15 protein-coding genes are annotated in these 18,579 nt (G+C 53.5%); 5 read left to right on the plus strand and 10 right to left on the minus strand.

The window, feature by feature from the left end:
- Positions 1-4: 4 nt before the first annotated feature.
- Entirely contained in the window at positions 5-868 is an 864-nt protein-coding gene (locus tag AC4QZR_RS16330) for a M28 family peptidase (RefSeq protein ID WP_494481878.1), read from the minus strand.
- A 192-nt stretch (positions 869-1,060) separates the two neighbouring features.
- On the opposite strand from AC4QZR_RS16330, the gene AC4QZR_RS16335 reads away from it, so the two are divergent.
- On the plus strand, positions 1,061-1,942 hold the full coding sequence (locus AC4QZR_RS16335) for a glycoside hydrolase family 25 protein (protein WP_494481879.1): 882 nt from the start codon (positions 1,061-1,063) through the stop codon (positions 1,940-1,942).
- A gap of 100 nt (positions 1,943-2,042) precedes the next feature.
- Here the strand turns inward: AC4QZR_RS16335 and AC4QZR_RS16340 are convergent, their stop codons facing one another.
- Together AC4QZR_RS16340 and AC4QZR_RS16345 are read right to left on the minus strand one after the other, a co-directional pair.
- Positions 2,043-2,783, minus strand: coding sequence for a hypothetical protein (locus tag AC4QZR_RS16340; protein WP_494481880.1), 741 nt, complete (start codon positions 2,781-2,783; stop codon positions 2,043-2,045).
- 85 nt (positions 2,784-2,868) lie between these two features.
- Positions 2,869-4,680: a glycosyltransferase family 2 protein gene (locus tag AC4QZR_RS16345; protein ID WP_494481881.1), complete on the minus strand. Its 1,812-nt coding sequence runs from the start codon at positions 4,678-4,680 to the stop codon at positions 2,869-2,871.
- A 224-nt stretch (positions 4,681-4,904) separates the two neighbouring features.
- On the opposite strand from AC4QZR_RS16345, the gene AC4QZR_RS16350 reads away from it, so the two are divergent.
- The gene (locus tag AC4QZR_RS16350) at positions 4,905-6,218 is read left to right on the plus strand and encodes a glycoside hydrolase family 2 TIM barrel-domain containing protein (protein WP_494481882.1); all 1,314 of its coding nucleotides are present in this window, start codon (positions 4,905-4,907) and stop codon (positions 6,216-6,218) included.
- Positions 6,219-6,456: 238 nt separating this feature from the next.
- The gene (locus tag AC4QZR_RS16355; protein ID WP_494481883.1) at positions 6,457-7,272 is read left to right on the plus strand and encodes a nucleotidyltransferase; all 816 of its coding nucleotides are present in this window, start codon (positions 6,457-6,459) and stop codon (positions 7,270-7,272) included.
- A gap of 198 nt (positions 7,273-7,470) precedes the next feature.
- On the opposite strand, the gene AC4QZR_RS16360 is transcribed toward AC4QZR_RS16355, so the two are convergent.
- The 3 genes from AC4QZR_RS16360 to AC4QZR_RS16370 all read right to left on the minus strand — a co-directional run bounded on the left by AC4QZR_RS16360 (position 7,471) and on the right by AC4QZR_RS16370 (position 9,511).
- The gene (locus AC4QZR_RS16360; RefSeq protein WP_494481884.1) at positions 7,471-7,956 is read right to left on the minus strand and encodes a GNAT family N-acetyltransferase; all 486 of its coding nucleotides are present in this window, start codon (positions 7,954-7,956) and stop codon (positions 7,471-7,473) included.
- A gap of 3 nt (positions 7,957-7,959) precedes the next feature.
- Positions 7,960-8,385: an EamA family transporter gene (locus AC4QZR_RS16365; protein WP_494481885.1), complete on the minus strand. Its 426-nt coding sequence runs from the start codon at positions 8,383-8,385 to the stop codon at positions 7,960-7,962.
- Positions 8,386-8,482: 97 nt separating this feature from the next.
- Positions 8,483-9,511, minus strand: coding sequence for a phosphatase PAP2 family protein (locus AC4QZR_RS16370; RefSeq protein WP_494481886.1), 1,029 nt, complete (start codon positions 9,509-9,511; stop codon positions 8,483-8,485).
- Positions 9,512-9,960: 449 nt separating this feature from the next.
- On the opposite strand from AC4QZR_RS16370, the gene AC4QZR_RS16375 reads away from it, so the two are divergent.
- Together AC4QZR_RS16375 and AC4QZR_RS16380 are read left to right on the plus strand one after the other, a co-directional pair.
- Positions 9,961-10,128 carry a hypothetical protein gene (locus tag AC4QZR_RS16375; RefSeq protein WP_494481887.1) on the plus strand — a complete coding sequence of 56 codons (168 nt, stop codon included), beginning with the start codon at positions 9,961-9,963 and terminating at the stop codon, positions 10,126-10,128.
- Between the two features lie 175 nt (positions 10,129-10,303).
- Complete coding sequence (locus tag AC4QZR_RS16380) at positions 10,304-11,767, plus strand: aminoacyl-histidine dipeptidase (RefSeq protein ID WP_494481888.1); 1,464 nt, start codon at positions 10,304-10,306, stop codon at positions 11,765-11,767.
- A gap of 76 nt (positions 11,768-11,843) precedes the next feature.
- Here the strand turns inward: AC4QZR_RS16380 and AC4QZR_RS16385 are convergent, their stop codons facing one another.
- From AC4QZR_RS16385 to AC4QZR_RS16400, 4 genes are read right to left on the minus strand one after another with little or no spacing between them, the layout of a single operon-like run.
- Entirely contained in the window at positions 11,844-13,055 is a 1,212-nt protein-coding gene (locus AC4QZR_RS16385; protein ID WP_494481889.1) for a sensor histidine kinase, read from the minus strand.
- Complete coding sequence (locus AC4QZR_RS16390) at positions 13,045-13,617, minus strand: chemotaxis protein CheB (RefSeq protein ID WP_494481890.1); 573 nt, start codon at positions 13,615-13,617, stop codon at positions 13,045-13,047. The genes AC4QZR_RS16385 and AC4QZR_RS16390 overlap by 11 nt, the downstream gene beginning before the upstream one ends.
- A complete protein-coding gene (locus AC4QZR_RS16395) occupies positions 13,617-14,447 on the minus strand; it encodes a CheR family methyltransferase (RefSeq protein WP_494481891.1) in 831 nt (276 codons plus the stop codon). The genes AC4QZR_RS16390 and AC4QZR_RS16395 overlap by 1 nt, the downstream gene beginning before the upstream one ends.
- On the minus strand, positions 14,437-18,492 hold the full coding sequence (locus tag AC4QZR_RS16400) for a response regulator (protein WP_494481892.1): 4,056 nt from the start codon (positions 18,490-18,492) through the stop codon (positions 14,437-14,439). Before AC4QZR_RS16400 ends, AC4QZR_RS16395 begins: the two co-directional genes overlap by 11 nt.
- Between the last annotated feature and the right edge of the window lie 87 nt (positions 18,493-18,579).

The raw sequence follows: 18,579 nt of genomic DNA on the forward strand, positions 1-18,579 counted from the left end.
CTTTTTACAGGCGGATGAGCGCTCCGTATACCCCCTGCACTACAGCCCCCATTTTGTAGAAGTCGAGCGTGTCGATGGTGTCACTGGTCTGGTGGTAGTGCGGATTGCGCAGGAAGGACGAGTCGTTGATCATGATGGCGTTGATGTCGTACTTCCAGTAGTTGCGGTGGTCGGAGAGGCCCGCCAGCCCGAAGCTAACCGGTAGATTTACCGATTGCACATCGATGTCGGTATGCTGGCGCATGAGGTCACGCACTTGTTGGGTATAGGTTTCCTGGCCTGTTTTGCCGACCACGACGATGAAGTTGCCGGTATGAGGGTAATGTTTAGCCAGTTCCTGATCCGGAAACTTCTGCGAGTTGGGTTCATCTGAAAAGTAACCGATCATTTCATAGCAGATCATAGCGCGCACCTTTATTTTCTGTTCGTGCAGTTTTCGGGCGTGCACGGCACTGCCCATGTCTTCGCTGGCAAAGTAGGGCGGCTCTTCCAAACAATAGGCGACCAGTTCGATATCATGCTTTAGCGGTGGTTTGTGCTGGTGCAGGAGGCGGGCAGTTTCGAGAAGACCGGCCACACCGCTGGCATTGTCATCGGCGCCGGGCTGGTCCCCGCAAACGTCGTAATGCGCTCCCACTACAATTCGCTCGGCACTGCTGTTGCCCTTAAACAGGGCCACCACATTTTTGTAGGTCCTGTTATCGACTTTAAAGGGCTGCTCCCTAACTTCACACTCCAACTGCTCAAATTCACCTTTGATGTACAGGACCGCCTCCTCCAATGCCTCCAGGTTCCGGTAGTTCCGTGCCGGTTTTATACCTGTCAGCTTCTCCACATCCCGGTAAAGTCGCTCTCTGTTGTTTTCCATAGCATCGCTTTCTTGTAGACTTCCTTTTACGATATTGACTGGAACTGTTTGGACAGAAACTCAGGATAGCAGTCCGGGATATTCTCTTAAGTTTCGCTAAGGTATAGTCTGCTTGGTCGGCAATCTTTTTTAAACAGACCTATACCTTCCATATGCCTGAAAGGTATATCTTTGCTTCCCCCGCAACAAACCATGAGCACCGTTAAAACGCCCGCACCACTAAAGCCCATCAAGGCGCCCAGAAAGGCCACGCTGGCCCCGAAGGCACCACGTGCTGCGCCTAAGCGGAAAAAAGGGAAGAAGAAGCAGTCCAAACTACCGTTCTGGATCGGAGTGGGGGTAGTAGCGGCTATTGGTTTGCTGGTGCTCTATGTGGAGTTCTTCCGGGAGAAGGAGCAGCCCATCTGGCCGGAGGGGCACAGCCCGCTCGGCAACACCATACTAGGTATAGACGTCTCCAAATACCAGCGTAAGATCAATTGGGAGAAGGTGCGCGACAACGATGTATCCTTTGCCTTTATCAAAGCCACCGAGGGCGTAAAGCTGAAAGACAACCACTACGAACGCAACTGGGAGGGAACGCAGGAAGTAGGCATCATCCGGGGAGCCTACCACTTTTACCGGCCCAACGTGTCGCCGGAGGAGCAGGCCCGCAACTTCATACAGACCGTGGTGCTGCAGCCCGGCGACTTGCCCCCCGTGCTGGATGTGGAGGTGCGCGGCAAGCAGCCGCTCAACCATTTCCGGGGCGATATCAAGGAATGGCTCGTGCACGTGGAGCGCGCCTATGGCGTCAAGCCGATCATCTATACCGGCTACAGCTTTTATAAGGATTACCTGGAGGGCTTCTTTGATGAATACACCCTCTGGATTGCGCACTACAATGTGAAAGAGTTGCAAATGCAGCGCACCGACCGGGCCCTGCTCTCGTTCTGGCAGCACACTGACCGCGGCGTGATCGAAGGTATAAGAGGACCTGTGGACTGCAACATCTTCTACGGCACCAAAAAAGAGATACTGAAGTTGTGCATCCAACCGAAAGAACCTGCCAAAACAGCAAAGGCGCAACGATAAGCTGCGCCTTTGCTGTTTTGGCAGGCTATACCTGCTTTTAGTCTTTTGTCAGGATTTAACGATTTAGGTATACATTGCCTAAACGGGAAGCTATACCTGCTTACCAATCAGTATTCCAACGGTTCTGAGCCGTGTTGAATTCACGCGAGCGGTTCTGACGATCGCGGTCCCTGCTGGTTTGGCTGCCTGACTGCAGGTAGCCGCTCGAGCCGTAGTCGCCTTCGCCATACCTACTGCGGGATGCGCGGTTGTAACCACTGCCCATGTAGTTGCCCTGATCATCGCCGTAGTTGGAGCTGTAGTAGTCGTCGCGCTCAAAGTCGTAGCGCTCCTGCCCGCCACGTCCCTCAAAACGGCGTGACACCTCGTGTCCATACAGATCTTCGCGGTCGGCGCCATAGCGGTTGTGGCGGCTGTAGTCCCGGCTTTCTTCGCGGTAACCACGATTGCCCATCGATCCTCTGCCTTCACCGCTATACCTGCGCTGCGAGCCCATGCCGCTGTCGAATGGGTGACTCGAATCGTGATGGCCGCCTCTGCTGTCCCCAAAGCCTTGGGCACCACCGTAGCTGCCCATGTTGCCGTAATTGCGGGAGGTGCTATAGGTGTTGCTGTCGGTGATGTTTGTGTTGGAATAGTTGCGCGATCCGCCGCGTTCATTGCCCTGGTTGCCCCAGGTACCCTGGTAGCTCTCGTTGCCATAGCCGCCGTGCGCAGCGGAGCCGTAGTCGTCAAATCGATAACCGCTGTCCTGTTCCGGATGACGGTAGCGTTCTGAGCGATGGGTATGGAAACCTCCTTCGTGGCGGTCGTAATCCCGGTCTGATGAGTGTCTGTTCATAGTTCTAAGTTTTAGCGTTTTACATCAATACACTATACTTATAAACGGGAGCGAACCTCAACTGTTGGGCAATTTGTGACCGGACTTAGTGAGGAGTGGTCAGCAGGTTGGCAGGAAGGATCGTATGGGTGCGTGATCCTGATTTAACCGGCTTTTGTACGAGGGGCTTGTCCTGCTGCTGGGAGGTGCTATACGGTTTGTAGCCAAACAGCAGGAAACTGGTCGAGACGGCCACGGACACCATCGTGATGACAATGGCCACGTACCGGATGCCGTCGTAGAAGCTGTGGCGTGTGCGCCAGATGGCCAGCCGGAGCGGCTGCAACACAGGTTGCAGGGCATCGGCGTGCAATACATTGTGGCGTACCCACTGTATGAACTTTTCCTGCCCGATCACCACAACCGAACCCAGTATACTGATGTTCACCAGCGAGAACATGGCCATCATCTGCACATACGGGTTGGTATACAGGTGCCCGTACAGGTGCTGGCTGTAGGCAATGGCACCGAGCATCAGCCCGATCATTAGGATATTCGGGAGGCTCAGCAGCCAGTTGTTCTTTGGCTTGTCGTCCTTGGGCGTTGGAATATAGGGCACCTTCACCCGGAAAATAGAGTAGATGAGCCCCAGCAGGAAAATCCACCAGGTGCCGGTGCGCAGAATGCCGCCGAATAGGTGGAAGCCCTTCTCGTTTTTCTCGTGGTACCAGCGCTGCGCATACTGCCGGATGGCAATGGAGATGAGGAAAAACGGCGTGAACATGATCAGAAACTCACCCAGCGACACATACCACGGAAACTCTGCCATAATCAGGGCCAGCGAAGGAATCAAGAAATCGATCAGGTTGAACACTCCGAAGAGGTAGTAGAACGGAAGCGTGCCGTAGTGGATGCGCTGCCGCCAGGTGAAGCGGCTGAATAGCTTCGGGTATACTGTGAAAAGCAGCTCAAACGTGCCGCGGCTCCACTTTACCTGCTGTTTGTAGTAAGCTGAAAGGGTACCGGGCACCAGGCCACGATTCAGGATCTTGGGAACGTAAACTGATTTCCAGCCCTCGGCATGCAACTGCATGGCGGTGTGCATGTCTTCGGCCAGACCAGCAGCATGTCCGCCTATGCTGTCGAGAGCGCTGCGACGGAAGGTGCAGTTGGCGCCAATGGCCTGTGCCGTGCCGTGGGCATTCATGCCCATCATCATCGGGCCGTAGAAATTGTAAGTCTGCTCGGCCGCGCCATAGGCCACCAGGCTTTCCTTTTGGTTGTAATAGGCCTGCACGCACTGCACATAACCTATTTCAGGGTCTTCAAAGTAGGGCAGCACCTCATCTAGAAACTCAGGAACGGGCACGTGGTCCGGATCCAGCACCAGGCAGATATCGCCGGTGGCCTGCTTCAGGGCATTATTAATGTTGCCGGCTTTGGCATTGATCTTCTGGGTACGGGTAACGTGGATCACGCCCAGACGCGCGCATTCCTTCCGCAGAAACGGATCATCAGCCTCATCGCAAAGGTAGGTCGTATGCGGGTAGCGGATGCGCTGAATGGCCTCCAGTGTGTTGATGATCATGTCGTAGGGCTCGCCGGGGCAGAAAGTTGTGAGCACATCGACCTTAAACTTAGTGCGCAGTTTGGGCTTTACCGGAACGCTCACATCGAAGTAGTGGTACCACTCATGCAGGGTACGGAGGAGCTTGAAACCCAGCGCAGTCGTCAACATAATGTAGAGCGGCAGGTAGCCGATATGGTCTTTATCGATGAACCAGTAAAGAAAAAGTACCATCGTGATGAGGCCCATCACGATCATCAGCCGGATTGTCAGGATATCTTTCTGTTTGGGAACAACGCCGGGAATAGAAGCTTGCTGCACTTTCGGATTACTGGCAGGAATGTTATACATCAGTAAAAGGGGTCGTGTATTATCTTAGGGGTGGCTTACTTATCATGCAAGTGCTGTTATGTATGATTCGGGGTTGCCTGGCACAATAACATCTGAAGTTTATACTCGTATTAGCCTCAAAAGTTCTATTGCTTTACCCGGAATTTTATCACACATACCCCGCTACATCCGACTATATGTTCACCCACAGTATGGTTTATCTTACCAGTAAGAGTACAATTTTATTGTTTTGCTTACTCCTTATAAGCGCCTGTTCGTTCAGAACATCTGATAATCAGCAATATGTAAAAAAAGGCCGCACAGTAGAAGTGGTGAAGGAAGGCGACAAGTATACCCTGTACCGCAACGGCGAACCCTACTTTATAAAAGGAGCGGCCGGGTACGAGCATTTTGACAAGGTGGCGGCCTATGGCGGCAACTCCATCCGGGTGTGGCATACCGACGACGATACCCAGCGCCTGCTGGACGAAGCGCATCAACAAGGCCTGACCGTGATGCTGGGGCTCTGGATGGAGCGTGAGCGGGAAGGGTTTAATTATTATGATAAGGACGATGTGGCCGCCCAGAAGGAGCGCCTGCATGCGGAAGTGCTCAAGTACAAAGACCATCCGGCCCTGCTGATGTGGGTGGTGGGCAACGAGCTGTATGCCGAAGGGTCAAACGTGAAGGTATGGGATGCCGTGAACGGGGTTGCCGAAATGATTCACGAAGTAGACCCCAATCACCCGACCACGACCACCGTGATGAACGTGCCAAAACAGGTGGTGAACCTGATTAACCGCCGCTGCCCGGCCATCGACATTCTGTCTATCAACTCATTCGGAGCCCTGCACGACCTGCCTACTGAATTACGCGGAACGGACTGGAATGGTCCCTATGTGATAGCCGAGTTCGGAGGCCGGGGCTACTGGGAGACCAGAACCACCTGGTGGTATGCGCCCATCGAACAGACCAGTTCGGAGAAAGCTGCCTTCGCCCGAGAAAGGTATGAGAGCACCGTGCTGGCCGATCCTGACCGTTGCCTGGGTGCCTACGCTTTTATCTGGGGCTACAAGTACGAAACGACCCCGACCTGGTTCAGCATTATGACCGAGACCGGCGAAGAAACCGAAATGGCGCAGGTGATGCGCGAGATCTGGAGCGGAAAACGCGATTTCAACCGGGCACCGCACATTGCCTACCTATCGCTCAAGGGCATCTTCCCGTTAGACCAGGTATACCTGCAGCCCGGTGAACTTTCCACGGCAGCCGTGTTTGCGACCGATGCCGACGGCGACAGCCTGCGGGTAGATTGGGAGCTACTGCCTGAAACCGTGAGCGAAGACGGCAACGCCATAAAAGAGCAAAAGCCAGAAGCCGTACCTGGTGTGATCCAACAAACGGAGGGCAGCAGCGCCACCCTGAAAGCCCCGCAGCGGGACGGCGCCTACCGGCTGTACGCCTATGTGTACGACGGCCAGGGGAACGTCGCCACCGCCAACTTTCCGTTTTATGTGAAGGCCGGCAACACCTTTAGTTCAGCATTGGATTTTTACTAAGCCAATCAACGCTGTAGTTAAATTATTTGGCTGATTTTTAGACTTATTTCATCGTCTTGCCTTGGGTTAATCTTTATTTAGTAACCGCTACAACCAATTCGGCGCTTCTGCAGTAAACCACTTACCTCAGTTTTAGATTTAGGAGTAGTACAATTTAGACCGTTTCCGATAGAAGCAGTCTTCAGGCCATGCTGTCTCCTGCTGAACATTTCAAAGATCCTAGAGCCTGAATGAACACATGAACAAGCAACTGAATAATACAAAAATAAAAAAGGCCCAGACTACTGGTATACCTACCGGTACAATGTCAAAAAATGTGCAAAAAGCACCCAAAAAGCTGGAGGCGGGGGACTTTTACAAAGAGGCGCTGAGCCTGCTAGTGAAGAGCGAAGCGAAGTTTCTGGTTGGAGGCGGACTCGCGCTGGACAGGTATACGGGAATCAACAGGGCAACAAAGGACCTCGATGTTTTCTGCAAAGTGGGAGAGTGCCCCCGCATTCTCAAAACCTTCGCGGAGAGTGGCTACGATACCGAGATGACTGACCCACGCTGGCTGGCCAAAGCCAAGAAAGAAGATCACCTCATGGACCTGATCTATAACAACCCGGCCAGCCTGTGCCCCGTGGACGACCGCTGGTTTGAGTATGCCACTGAAGGAGAGCTGTATGGAGTGAAAGTGAAGTTTATGCCGCCCGAAGAGCTCATCTGGTGCAAACTGTACGTGCAGAACCGGGAGCGCTACGATGGTTCTGACATCAACCACCTTCTCCTGCGCTGCGGCGAAACGCTCGACTGGAACCGCCTCTGGTCCTATACCGAACAGCACTGGCAACTGGTGCTGGCTCAGTTCATGAGCTTCCATTTTGTATACCCTTCCGACCGCGACATCATACCCCGCTGGCTGATGGACGAGCTGCTGCTGCGGGCCAAAGAGCAGTACGATGTGGAAACGCCCAAAGAGAAAATCTGCCGCGGCCCCTACATCGACCAAACCCAGTACGGCCACGACATCACCGTTTGGGACTACAAAGCAATGACCATGCGCACCATATAGATACCAAGGCTGATGTGTACGCTGCTATACCTGTAGGAGGCAGAATGAGACTTCGTGTTTTCTAGAGTCAGAAACAGATATTTGGGCAGGTATAGCTTGTGTTTAAATTCATCGTTCCTATAGGTATAGCCTTCTTGATTAAATGCTATACCTACAGGTATCACGACAAAGGCCCTGTGTTACAGGGCCTTTGTCGTTTCAGAATTTATCGCTCCGTCGCTCCAGCAAAATGGTGTTGCGCCATACGCCGTGCAACCGGGCAATGCGGTCGCGGTAGCCGATCTGGCGGAAGCCGTGCCGTTCCTGCATGTGCAGGCTGGTGGTATTATCGGCGAAGGTAGAGGATTGCAGCGTCCAGATGCCGTTGGCCTCGCTCTCCTCGATCATAGCGCGCATCAGTTGGTCGGCTATACCTTTGCCGCGGTGGCGGGTAGCAATGTAAATGCTGAACTCAGCCACGCCACGGTAGCAGGCTCTGGAAGACACAGGCAGCAGCGCCACCCAACCCAGCACTTCATCGTTTTCAATCGCCACCAAACGGGTATGTGGCAGGTGGCTGTGGTCCCATTCTTCCCAGGTGGGCACTTCGGTGTTGAAGGTCGAGTAGCCGGTTTCCAGGCCCTCTCCATAGATGCGGAGCACCTCGTGAGCATGCTCCGCTTGCATCGGTACAAGCTGTATCATCGCTTATTTCCAGATCAAAATTAGCGTGCCGCACAGGATCACGCCCATGCCCAGCATTAAACGCGGTGTGAGCGGCTCGTTCAGCAAAAAGTAGGAGAGGCCGACCGTCACCAGTATACCTGCCCGGTCTATTGTCGCCACCACCGACACATCGGCTGTTTTGATGGCTTTAAAGTACAGAATCCAGTAGACGGCGGTGCAGGCGCCGGCCAGTATGAACCAGGTGAGCGTTTTATTATCGATTTGCCGGGCTGTTTTGAGCCCGCCTGCGTATAGCGCGTACCCGAGCACCATCATAAACAGCACCCCCGTGCGTATAACCAAAGCCAGGTGCTCATTGGCATTGTTATTCATTCCCATCTTCGCAAACACCATTGCCACGCCCCCTGTGAGCATGGCAACGAGTGCGTATCCTAACCAAGGTTCCATTGTCCTATTAATTTCAGGCTGCAATAGTACGATAGGTTTTGTTCTTTCCCGCTACTTCCAGTCGGAATTTTTTATCCTACTGCCAGCCCCGGCACTTTTACTTTTTGGTGAGCTGGTTAGCGGCTCTCACCTGAATAATTTCAGCTTTCATGTCTTCCAGATCAGTACGGAATTTTGGACTCTTCATCAACTCGTGCACAAACTGGCGGGCAAACTCCTTACCAGCTTCTGAGTCGCTTGGGTAGTGCACACCGCGGGTTTCTCTGGAGAAGGCCATGTCACTAGCAACACCCAGGAAGTGATTCTGATACTCCGGGAAGATGTGGCCCAAAATATAGGCATGCACATGGGAAGTAGAGGAGTGTCCGCTCGGGTAGGAGGCGTGCCCCGGCGCTTCGAGGTTCTGGATACGATTATCTAACTGGTATGGCCGCGGACGCTTGAAGTCATTTTTGAGTGAAAAGATATAATAAGTAGCGTCCTGTATTACATGCTGCAGCACCTGCGAGGTAACCGGCAGCTTTTCTGCATTGAACCATGGCCCCAGATCGCGCCCGATGTAGAACAAGCTGTTGAGGTTTCGGGTATAGTCCGCATCAGTTGGGTTGGTAGTCAGTGGGTCGTAGTATACGGCAGCCAAGGTTTCGGTGCGGTTGATGGCTTCGGGATTCCGGTTCTTTTGCAGGTATAGTAGAAAGTCGAGTTCAGCGCGGGTCTCAGCAGAATTATTGGCCGGAAAAGGCTTCAGTTTGAACTTGCTGACGGGCACGGCCAGGTATACCGTGCGCAACTTCAGGTAGGCGCCCCGTTTGAAATCTGCTTCTGGGAATGTGATGTCATCGAGAGACCCGATGGCCACATCCGACTTATTTTCTTTTGCGGGTTTCTTGCCGCCATCAATTACCATAGCCGTTTGAGCAAGCGCCGCTGTTTGCAGGGCCATGCTCAATAGCAAGACCAAGGTGAGCATGCGGAGGGGAGAGGCCCCTTTATGTTGGCGCTCACAAGCGGCTTTGTTGCAGGTATGCTGCGCATCCGGCTGTTGTTCTTTTGTCGTTTGGCTGTGCTGCGCTGCTTTTTGATTTTTGACAGACTGTGGTGTTGCGAATTGATAGATCGGTTCCATATGATGAATTCTTTAATGTTTTGGTTTATATTCATCAGGATGACGGGGAGGAGAGCGGAAAGACGCAGGGTTTTGGGAAAATAATTTGGATAAGTATTCTCAGGATGCTCGTGCACGATTGTCATCCCCTGCCTTTTTTGTCTGAATCAGGATTTACAGGATTCTCGTGCACAATGAACCCACCCCTGCCCCTCTCGAGAGAGGAATTGAGGAAAGATTGACATCCCCCTGCCCCCTTCAAAGGGGGACTTCTGCCACTACCAATTTCAGGTATAAGTCATATAGTTAGCATCACACCACTGGCACGCATTGAAAGAGTATCTTGCCCCTCAGCTATAAAACAGCCAGCTGTGCCAGGTGCACTTTTAGGCGCTCCACTGTTCGAGCGTTCAGCGAGTGGGGGTAGGGGCCCTCGATTTGGGGAGTCTTGACTTTTTTGCTTACTTTTTGTGTCAAGACAAAAAGTGAGTGCCCGCCGCACAGGCGAAGCAATGAACCAGAAAGGTTACTATACCTGCAGCAGCCACCGCTACGCCAGTTGCAAACTGGCCCAAGCTTGCGGTATGCGGCGTGATAAGCTGTTATCAGCTATACCTGGGCCAGAGGTCCCACCATAGCAGTCATGAGCGTGGACGCTCGCGCCATTAGATATTAGCACCATCAAACTATAACTTCAACACCTGAAGCTACACCTACAAACCAAAACCTTTCCCATATTCTTACTACCTTAGCGCCACATTGCCACTGGCAATTGAAGACAAGATTTTAAACATTAGACATAAACAATCATACATGAGCACTGAAGTAAGAGCACTCGAGCCGAAAGCCCTCTGGAATAATTTCGCTGACCTGAACGCCGTGCCGCGTCCATCCAAAAAAGAAGAACGTGTCGTCGCCTTCATGATGGAGTTCGGTCAGAAACTCGGCCTGGAAACCATCCAGGATGAGATCGGCAACGTCATCATCAAGAAACCCGCCACAACGGGTATGGAAGACCGCAAAACGGTGCTGATCCAGAGCCACGTGGACATGGTGCACCAGAAAAACGCAGATACAGATTTCGATTTCAACACGCAGGGCATCGACATGTATGTGGACGGCGACTGGGTGAAGGCACGCGGCACGACATTGGGTGCTGACAACGGACTGGGTGTGGCTTCCATCATGACTTTGCTTGCCGCTAGGGATATTGCGCACCCAGCCATTGAGGCGCTGTTTACGATAGACGAAGAAACAGGTATGACCGGCGCCCTTGGCTTGAAAGGCGGGATCCTGGAAGCTGACATCATGCTCAATCTCGACACCGAAGACGACACCGAACTGACCATCGGCTGCGCCGGAGGTGTGGACATTAACGCCAGCGGTACTTACCAGCCTGAAGTTATAAGCGGCGACATGAAAGGCTACAAGATCAGCATTAAAGGGCTGACTGGCGGACACTCCGGTATGGACATCTACTTGGGACGCGGCAATGCTAATAAACTGATGAACCGTTTGCTGCACCAGGCTGCTGAAAAAGTTGGCCTGCGCATCGGCTCCATCGACGGGGGTAGCCTCCGCAACGCCATTCCGCGTGAGTCGGTGGCTGTGGTGGCTATACCTGCTGGCGAGGCGGCAGCTTTCGAAAAGTTTGTGGAAGAACTGACGGCTATTTTGAAGAACGAGCATGCTACGACTGATCCTAATCTGGCTGTGACGGTGGAGCAGGCAGAAGCACCGGCGCAGGTATTGCCAGTTGATTATCAGGCAGATTTGTTGCGTGCACTTTACGCCTGCCAAAACGGGGTGTACCGCATGAGTCCGGACATTGAACACCTGGTGCAGACCTCCAACAACGTAGCCCGCGTGCTGGTGCAGGACGGCAAACTGACCGTACAGTGCCTCACGCGCAGCTCCGTGGACAGTGAGAAAATGGACCTGGCTGCTGGAATTAAAAGCGCACTTGAGTTAGCAGGCGCTACCGTGTCACTGAGCGGGATGTATCCGGGCTGGATGCCTCGTCCGGGTGCCGGCATCGTGCAGCTGATGAGTGATCTCTACAGAGAGAAGTATAACGGGGAAGCCCACGTGAATGCCTGCCACGCCGGTTTGGAGTGCGGTATCATCGGGGCAAATTATCCGGAAATGGAGATGATCTCGTTCGGACCTAACATCCGCGGCGCACACTCACCTGACGAAAAAGTACAGATCAGCTCGGTGCAGAAGTACTGGGATTTCCTGCTGGATACGCTGAAACGTATACCTGCCAAGGCCTAACTCAATATTAGTCTGAAAGCAAAGCCCCTTCCGGATGATTCCGGAAGGGGCTTTTTTATACCTGGATGCTGAGGTCTTAAACTCCCTTCAGGTATACCCTGAACTCGGAGCCTTTACCCTGTTCGCTGTCGCACTCTATTTTGCCATCGCAGTTCTCCACGATCCGCTTCACGATAGCCAGGCCGACGCCGGTGCCTTCTACGTGCGCATGCAAGCGCTTGAACATGTCAAATACCTTTTTCCGGTCATCAGACCTTATACCAAGCCCATTGTCTTTGACACGGAACACGGTATAGGCGTCTTCGTGGTAAGTGCTGACCTCGATCAGCGGTGGACGCTCCGGTGAACTGTACTTAATGGCATTCGACACAAGATTATAGACGATGCTGCGTAGGTTCTTTCGAGAAAAAACCATCTCCGGTACTTCAGAAAAGTCTGTGTCGATCGTGGCGTCGTATTTGAGAATCAGGTCCTGGATGTTCATAGTCACATCATCGATCAACTCCGCAAACCGAACACTTTCGATGGGAGCTTCGTCCTGGTGCTGCAGCTTGGCCACTTCAGTCAGGTCCATCAGCGTGTGCTTGAACCGACCGATGGCATCCTGAATCATGTGCATGATGATGTTCAACTCACCGTGATCAGGCTCGGGGTTATCCAGTACCTCTCTCAGCGCCACTACCAGCCCTTCGATGTTATTAATAGGGGCCTTCAGATCGTGTGAGGCGGTATAGACGAAGTTGTCCAGGTCTTTGTTCACGCGGGTGAGTTCGGCTGTGCGGGCGTTTACTCTTTCTTCCAGCTCTCGGTTAATCTCCTGCGTGCGTTTGTGAGCGAGTTCTACTTCTTTCTTTTGCAGGTAAAAGCGCACAAAAGCCGTTACTTTGGCCTTGGTGATGGCAGGGTGCAGGGGTTTAAACAGAAAATCCACGGCACCAGCCTCAAATCCCTCCATCACATGCACATCCTGCTGGTTAATGGCCGTCACGAAGATGATCGGAATGTCGCGTGTTTTGGAAATATCGCGCAGGTAGCGGGCTACTTCGTAACCGTTCATGCCGGGCATCTGCACATCCAGCAAGATCAGCGCAATTTCATCTTGCAGCGCTATTTTAAGGGCTTCTTCCCCTGAACTGGCAAACAGGTAGTCGGTATTGTCGCCGTCTTCCGACAGCAGGCTCGCCAGGCTGACAAGGTTTTCCTGCTTGTCGTCCACGAGCAGTATCTTTACCGGATGGGTAGAAGTAGGCAAGGTCGTAATAGGTAAGGTATCGTGGTCAGTGTCCATGTAAGGTTAGCAAATAAGCTTGTATGCGCTCAACATTTAGGATACTACAGCCGGGTGTGCTATGGATGGCTGCCAGCGGCATGGTAGCAATTTCCGCTTCGCCAGGGTGCTGCACAATGGCAGTGCCCCGTTTGTCAAATATATGCTTTAATCCTGAACTTCCATCCTTGCTGGCGCCACTAAGTAGTATCCCCACCGTATTTTCCCCGAAAACATCAGCTGCGCTGGTAAAAGTCACATCAATGGAGGGGCGCGAGTAGTTCTCCAACTCCGAATCGTCGAGCGAGAAGGTATGGTCCTTTTCGAGCAGCACATGGTAGTTGGCCGGGGCAATGTAGACGTGGCCCGCCTCCAGTGGCGCTTTGTCATCAATCTCCACCGCTTTCAGCAGCAGCTTTTTTTCGTAGAGTTCCTGCAGACTGCCCTCCTGGTTGCGCAAACGGTGCAGCACGAGCACGATGGGAACGCTGTAGTCGGCGGGAAGTGTCTGCAGTATTTTCATCGACGCCTGTATGCCGCCCCAGGAGCCACCAATTACGATCAGTCTGGAAGTGTCGTGCATCAGGAGTTTTTGCGGTATATGCGGTTATTTTTGTCTACGAAGTCATACCTGTCGCTGATGTCCGACATGGCCAGCGTTTCTTTTTTGCCCAGTGCCAGGTAGCCCAAATCCACCAGACTCTCGTCGAACAACTGGTAAACGCGCTCCTGCAGCGCCCGGTTAAAGTAGATCAGCACGTTGCGGCACACGATCAGGTGAAACTCGTTGAACGAGCTGTCGGTAGCCAGGTTGTGCGGGTAAAACACCACGTTCCTGACGAGCGACGAGTTGAACTTCACGCTGCCGTAGTTGCTGGTATAGTATTCCGCGAAATCGCGCTTGCCGCCTGCCGCATAGTACGCTGCGGTATAGGCTGTCATGTTTGTGGCCGAGAAGATGCCGTCTTTCGCCTGCCGCAGCACCTTCTGGTTGATGTCGGTGGCGTAGATCTTGGTGCGGCCCAGCAGCCCCTCTTCGTCCAGCAGGATCGCCAGCGAAAAGAGTTCCTCGCCGGTAGAGCAGCCCGCGTCCCATACCTTGATAAAAGGGTAGGTGGACAGGATCGGGAGCACATTCTCGCGCAGCGACTTGTAAAAAGTCGGGTCACGGAACATCTCCGTCACATTCACGGTGATCTCCTGCAGGAAATTCTCGAAGAAGAAACTGTCCGTGAACAGAAACTTGCGCAGGTCTTCGATGGTTTGCAGGTGCTTCTGCCCCAGAAAACGCCTGACGCGGCGGTACACCGAGGCCCGGGCGTAGCCACTGAAATCGTATCCGTAAGCTGTGTGTATTTCCTTGATGAGCGCCTCTACCTCCAGCTCAAACAATTCATCCGGATCAGGCTTCATACAACCAAACCCGCATCAGGGTCAGTAATTTATCGGTATCTACTGGTTTCGGAATATAGTCAGAAGCGCCGGCTTCGATGCATTTTTCTCTGTCTTCTTTCATGGCCTTGGCGGTGAGTGAAATGATTGGCAGTTGCTTAAAACGTAAATCCGCCCGGATTCGTTTTGTCGCTTCTATACCGTCCATTTCCGGCATCATCACGTCCATTAGCACCATGTCTATACCTGTCTCAGTGTCAAGTTTTTCCAGGGCCTCTTTGCCATCGTACGCGGCTACCACCTGCATACCGTGCAGTTCCAGCAGACTGCTTAGCGAGTAGATGTTGCGCACATCGTCGTCCACCACCAGTATCTTCTTGCCGCGCAGCACTTCCTCGGGCACGTGCAACTTCATCTTGAACTCGTTGCCCGGCGGCAGCTTCTGGTTTACCTTGTGCAGGAAAAGCTGCACCTCGTCGAGCAGACGCAGGTATGAGTACTCGTTTTTGATGATGATCGTGTTGGCGAACTCCTTCAGCTTCGTCTCTTCCTCCTCGCTCAGGTCCTTGCCGGAGTAGATGATGATCGGAATGTCGCCGAGTTTGGTCTGCGACTTGATCTTCTTCATCCAGTCGTAGCCTTTCATGCCCGGCAGGTTCAGGTCGAGGATGATGCAGTCCACTTTTTGCTTGGCCAGCACCTTCTCGGCTTCTTCGGCAGAGTAGGCGGAGGTAGATTTGAGACCATGGGCCAGCAGCAGTTCGGCCACGGCTTTGTTCTCGATCTCGTTGTCCTCCACGATCAGGATGTTCTCGATGTTCGCACCAGACCTGTTCACGATGGAGCCAAAGGCCTTGTTGAGCATCTCGAGCGTCACCGGTTTGGGCAGGTACTCTTCGTTTTCAGCATGCTCCCCAATTACCTCTTTGTCGTAGGCCGACATCACATGCACGTTAATGTGGCGCAGGTTTTTGTCTTCGCGCACTTTTTTGAGCACATCCCAACCCGACATATCCGGCAGCTGGATGTCGAGGAGCATGGCGTCGGGTTTGTGCTGCAGGGCCATGCGCAGGCCCTCGCGACCCGTAAAGGCCTGGTGCACCCGGAAGTTCTTGGCCTTGGCGAAGTCAGCCAGGATGTCGCTGAAGCCCTTGTCGTCTTCCACGATCAGCACACAGATGTCTTTTTTGTCTTCACGCTCCATGTCCCGGAAGACCTGCCCCATGCTTTGGCTCTTTTGCTGGCCCGCTGATAGGACGGCCTCGGCAGGCTGTGCAACTGGCCTATGGGCCTGGTGCTGCTGCTGCGCAGGTATAGCCGAACCGTTTACAGCCCCTAACGGCACGCGCGGCAGGTATAGCGTGAAGGTGCTGCCCTTGCCTGGCTCACTCTCCAGCATCAGCTCACCGCCCAGCAGGCTGGCGAGTTCCTTGCTGATGGTTAGGCCCAGACCGGTGCCGCCGTATTTGCGGGTGGTGGAAGTATCGGCTTGCTGGAAGGCTTCGAACACCATCTCCTGCTTGTCCTGTGCTATACCTATACCTGTGTCGCGCACGGCAAAGGCCACCACCTCCTGTGACTCGCGCAGTTGCTCTGATTTGAAGGCAGGACGCTCGGTAACCGGGTATACCTTGAACTCAACTTCGCCGCCTTCGTCGGTAAACTTAATGGCATTGCCAATGAAGTTTTTCAGGATCTGCTCCAGTCGGAAGCGGTCGGTTACGATGCTGTCGAAAGCGCCTGGCAGGTGGCGCTCTTTGAAGTTGATCTGCTTTTTGGCGGCCAGTTCCCTGAACATCGACTCCATTGAAATATCGGACAGTTGCAGCTCCTCTGTTTCCAGTTTCACCATGCCTGACTCGATCTTGGAGAGGTCCAGTATCTCATTGATCAGGCGCAGCAGGTCGTTGCCAGACTTGTGGATGATGTGGGCATGGTCGATCTGTTTAGTAGACAGCGTGTTCTCTGTATTGTCGGCCAGCAAACGCGAGAGGATGAGGATGCTGTTGAGCGGGGTGCGCAGCTCGTGGCTCATGTTGGCCAGGAAGTCGCTCTTGTACTTGCTCACGGTTTCGACCTGTTGTATTTTCAGTTCGATCGCTTCGCGGGCATCCTCCAGGGCCTTGTTCTTGGCACCCAGTGCCTCGTACTGTTCTTCCAGCAGTTGTGCTTTTTCTTCGAGCTCGGCGTTCTTTTCCTGCAGTTCTTCCTGGTTCACGCGCAGTTCTTCTTCCGAGGCTTTCAGTTCAGCATTGAGCTGGCGTAGTTCCTCCTGCTGGGTTTCGAGCTCCTCGGCCTGGTTCTGTGTTTCGTAGAGCAGTTCCTGGGTATGCAGGTGGGCTTGCAGGGTATGGATGAGAACTGAAATGCGCTCAGAGGCGGAGTCGAGCAGGCGGCGCTGCACCTCGGTGTAAGGCGTGCGTGAAGCCAGTTCCAGGGCCCCAACGATGGTGTTGCCAAAATAGAGCGGCATGATGATGACTGTGGCCGGTTCAATATCGGCAAGGCCGGTGCGGATGCGCAGGTATTCTTCCTGCACGCCTTCGAGCACTTTTACCTTGCGTTCCTGCACCGTCTGACCTACTGTGCCGGTTCCAACTTCAAACACAGGCAGCTGCGCTTTGCTCTTTTGCAAACCATAGCTGGCAGCAGGTTCCAGTTTGCCGGTGTTGTTATGCAGGTACAGCACACCGGCTTCGGAGTCGGTGTAGTTGCAGAGGTAGGAGAGGGCGTGTTTGGACACATTGTCGAGTGTGGACTCGCCCCCGATCAGATTGCTGAGTTCGGCCACGCCGGTCAGCACCCAGTTGCGGTTGGCATTCTCGGTGGTGTAGGAGTGCAGGTTCTCTTTCATGGTGCGGATGGACAGGCTGAGCGTGTCTGCCTCACTCTGTGGCTCCACATCCATGTCGTAGCGTCCCTCGCCAATGGCTTTGGTCACTTCCGAGAGCATCACCGTTTTCTTGACCACCCCTTTGAACGAGTCCGCCACGCTGCCAATCTCGTCGGTGCTGTCGATGTCGATCTGCACGTCGGTGGCACCCAGCCGGATGCGGTCAGCAGCGTTTTTGAGAGTAGCCAGGGAGCCGGAGATCAAGCTGATGATGTAGTAAGACAGGAAGCCAACCAGCAGCAGGATCGCCGCCAGGCTGGCAAACAGTACCTGCAGGTAGCGTTCTTTGCGCTCGCTCTCGGCTTCAACTCCAACTCTGATCTGGTCTATCAGGGCCACCTCAGCTTTGCGAAGGGCTTCGATGTTGTTGGTGAAAAGGGTATAGACTTTGAGAGGCTGAAACCTGTTCAGGTCTGTTTCGGGATTCTCCTGAAATGTCTTCAGAATGGCGTCGCCGCGCTTGTACTCGTCCGACACCACGATCTGCTGTACCACATTGACCGCCTCATTTTCGCCATAGCGGTAAAACTCTCCCAGAGCAGCGCTGTGCGCCGCGTACTGCGCCATGAGCTGTGCATAATCCTGGTACGAGAAGATGCCTTCCTGCAGGGATTTCATGAGCTGGCTACGCATGCGAGCAAGGTGTATTTTTGCCTCCGACAGACTCTTGAAGCTGATCAGTTGCTTACTGATTTCAGCATTGTTAATGCCGATGGCGCTGGCATCCATGCGGTTCAGCATGCTGAAAATAAAGTCAGAAGAATAGCGCCGGAAGTCCACAGCGTCGAGTGTGCCCTTGTCGAGTTCGCTGCGGTATTTTTTAAGGTCATCCAGCATGCTGAGTGCTGGCAAAGCCCGGTTGTTCTCGCTCAGGAAATTGGTTAACTCCAGTCCGGCCGCATCGGTCAGACCGCGTTGGGCGCGGGCATCCAGCATAAAGGCGGAGTCGCCGGCAGAGGCGGCCAGGATGCGGGCCCTTTCCCGTTGGAAGGAGTGTACCAGGGCGGAGATCTTTTCGGACTCGTTTAACTGCACCACCTCATTTTGCAGCTTCTCGTTGTCTTCGAGCTCGCGCTGCACGGTGGTGGCCACAAAATAAACGAGCGGGAAGAGGAGCAAAGCCAGCAGGAGGAGGAGTTTATCCCTGATCTTCAGGTTACGGATAATGTTCATCGAGTATGCGTCGGGTTAAGCAAGGGTGAATAAGAACCTGTTGAAAAGGCAAGTTAGGAAAACATAAGGAATTTTGGGCGCAGGTTG

The organism is Pontibacter sp. YIM B11418, from assembly GCF_059278805.1.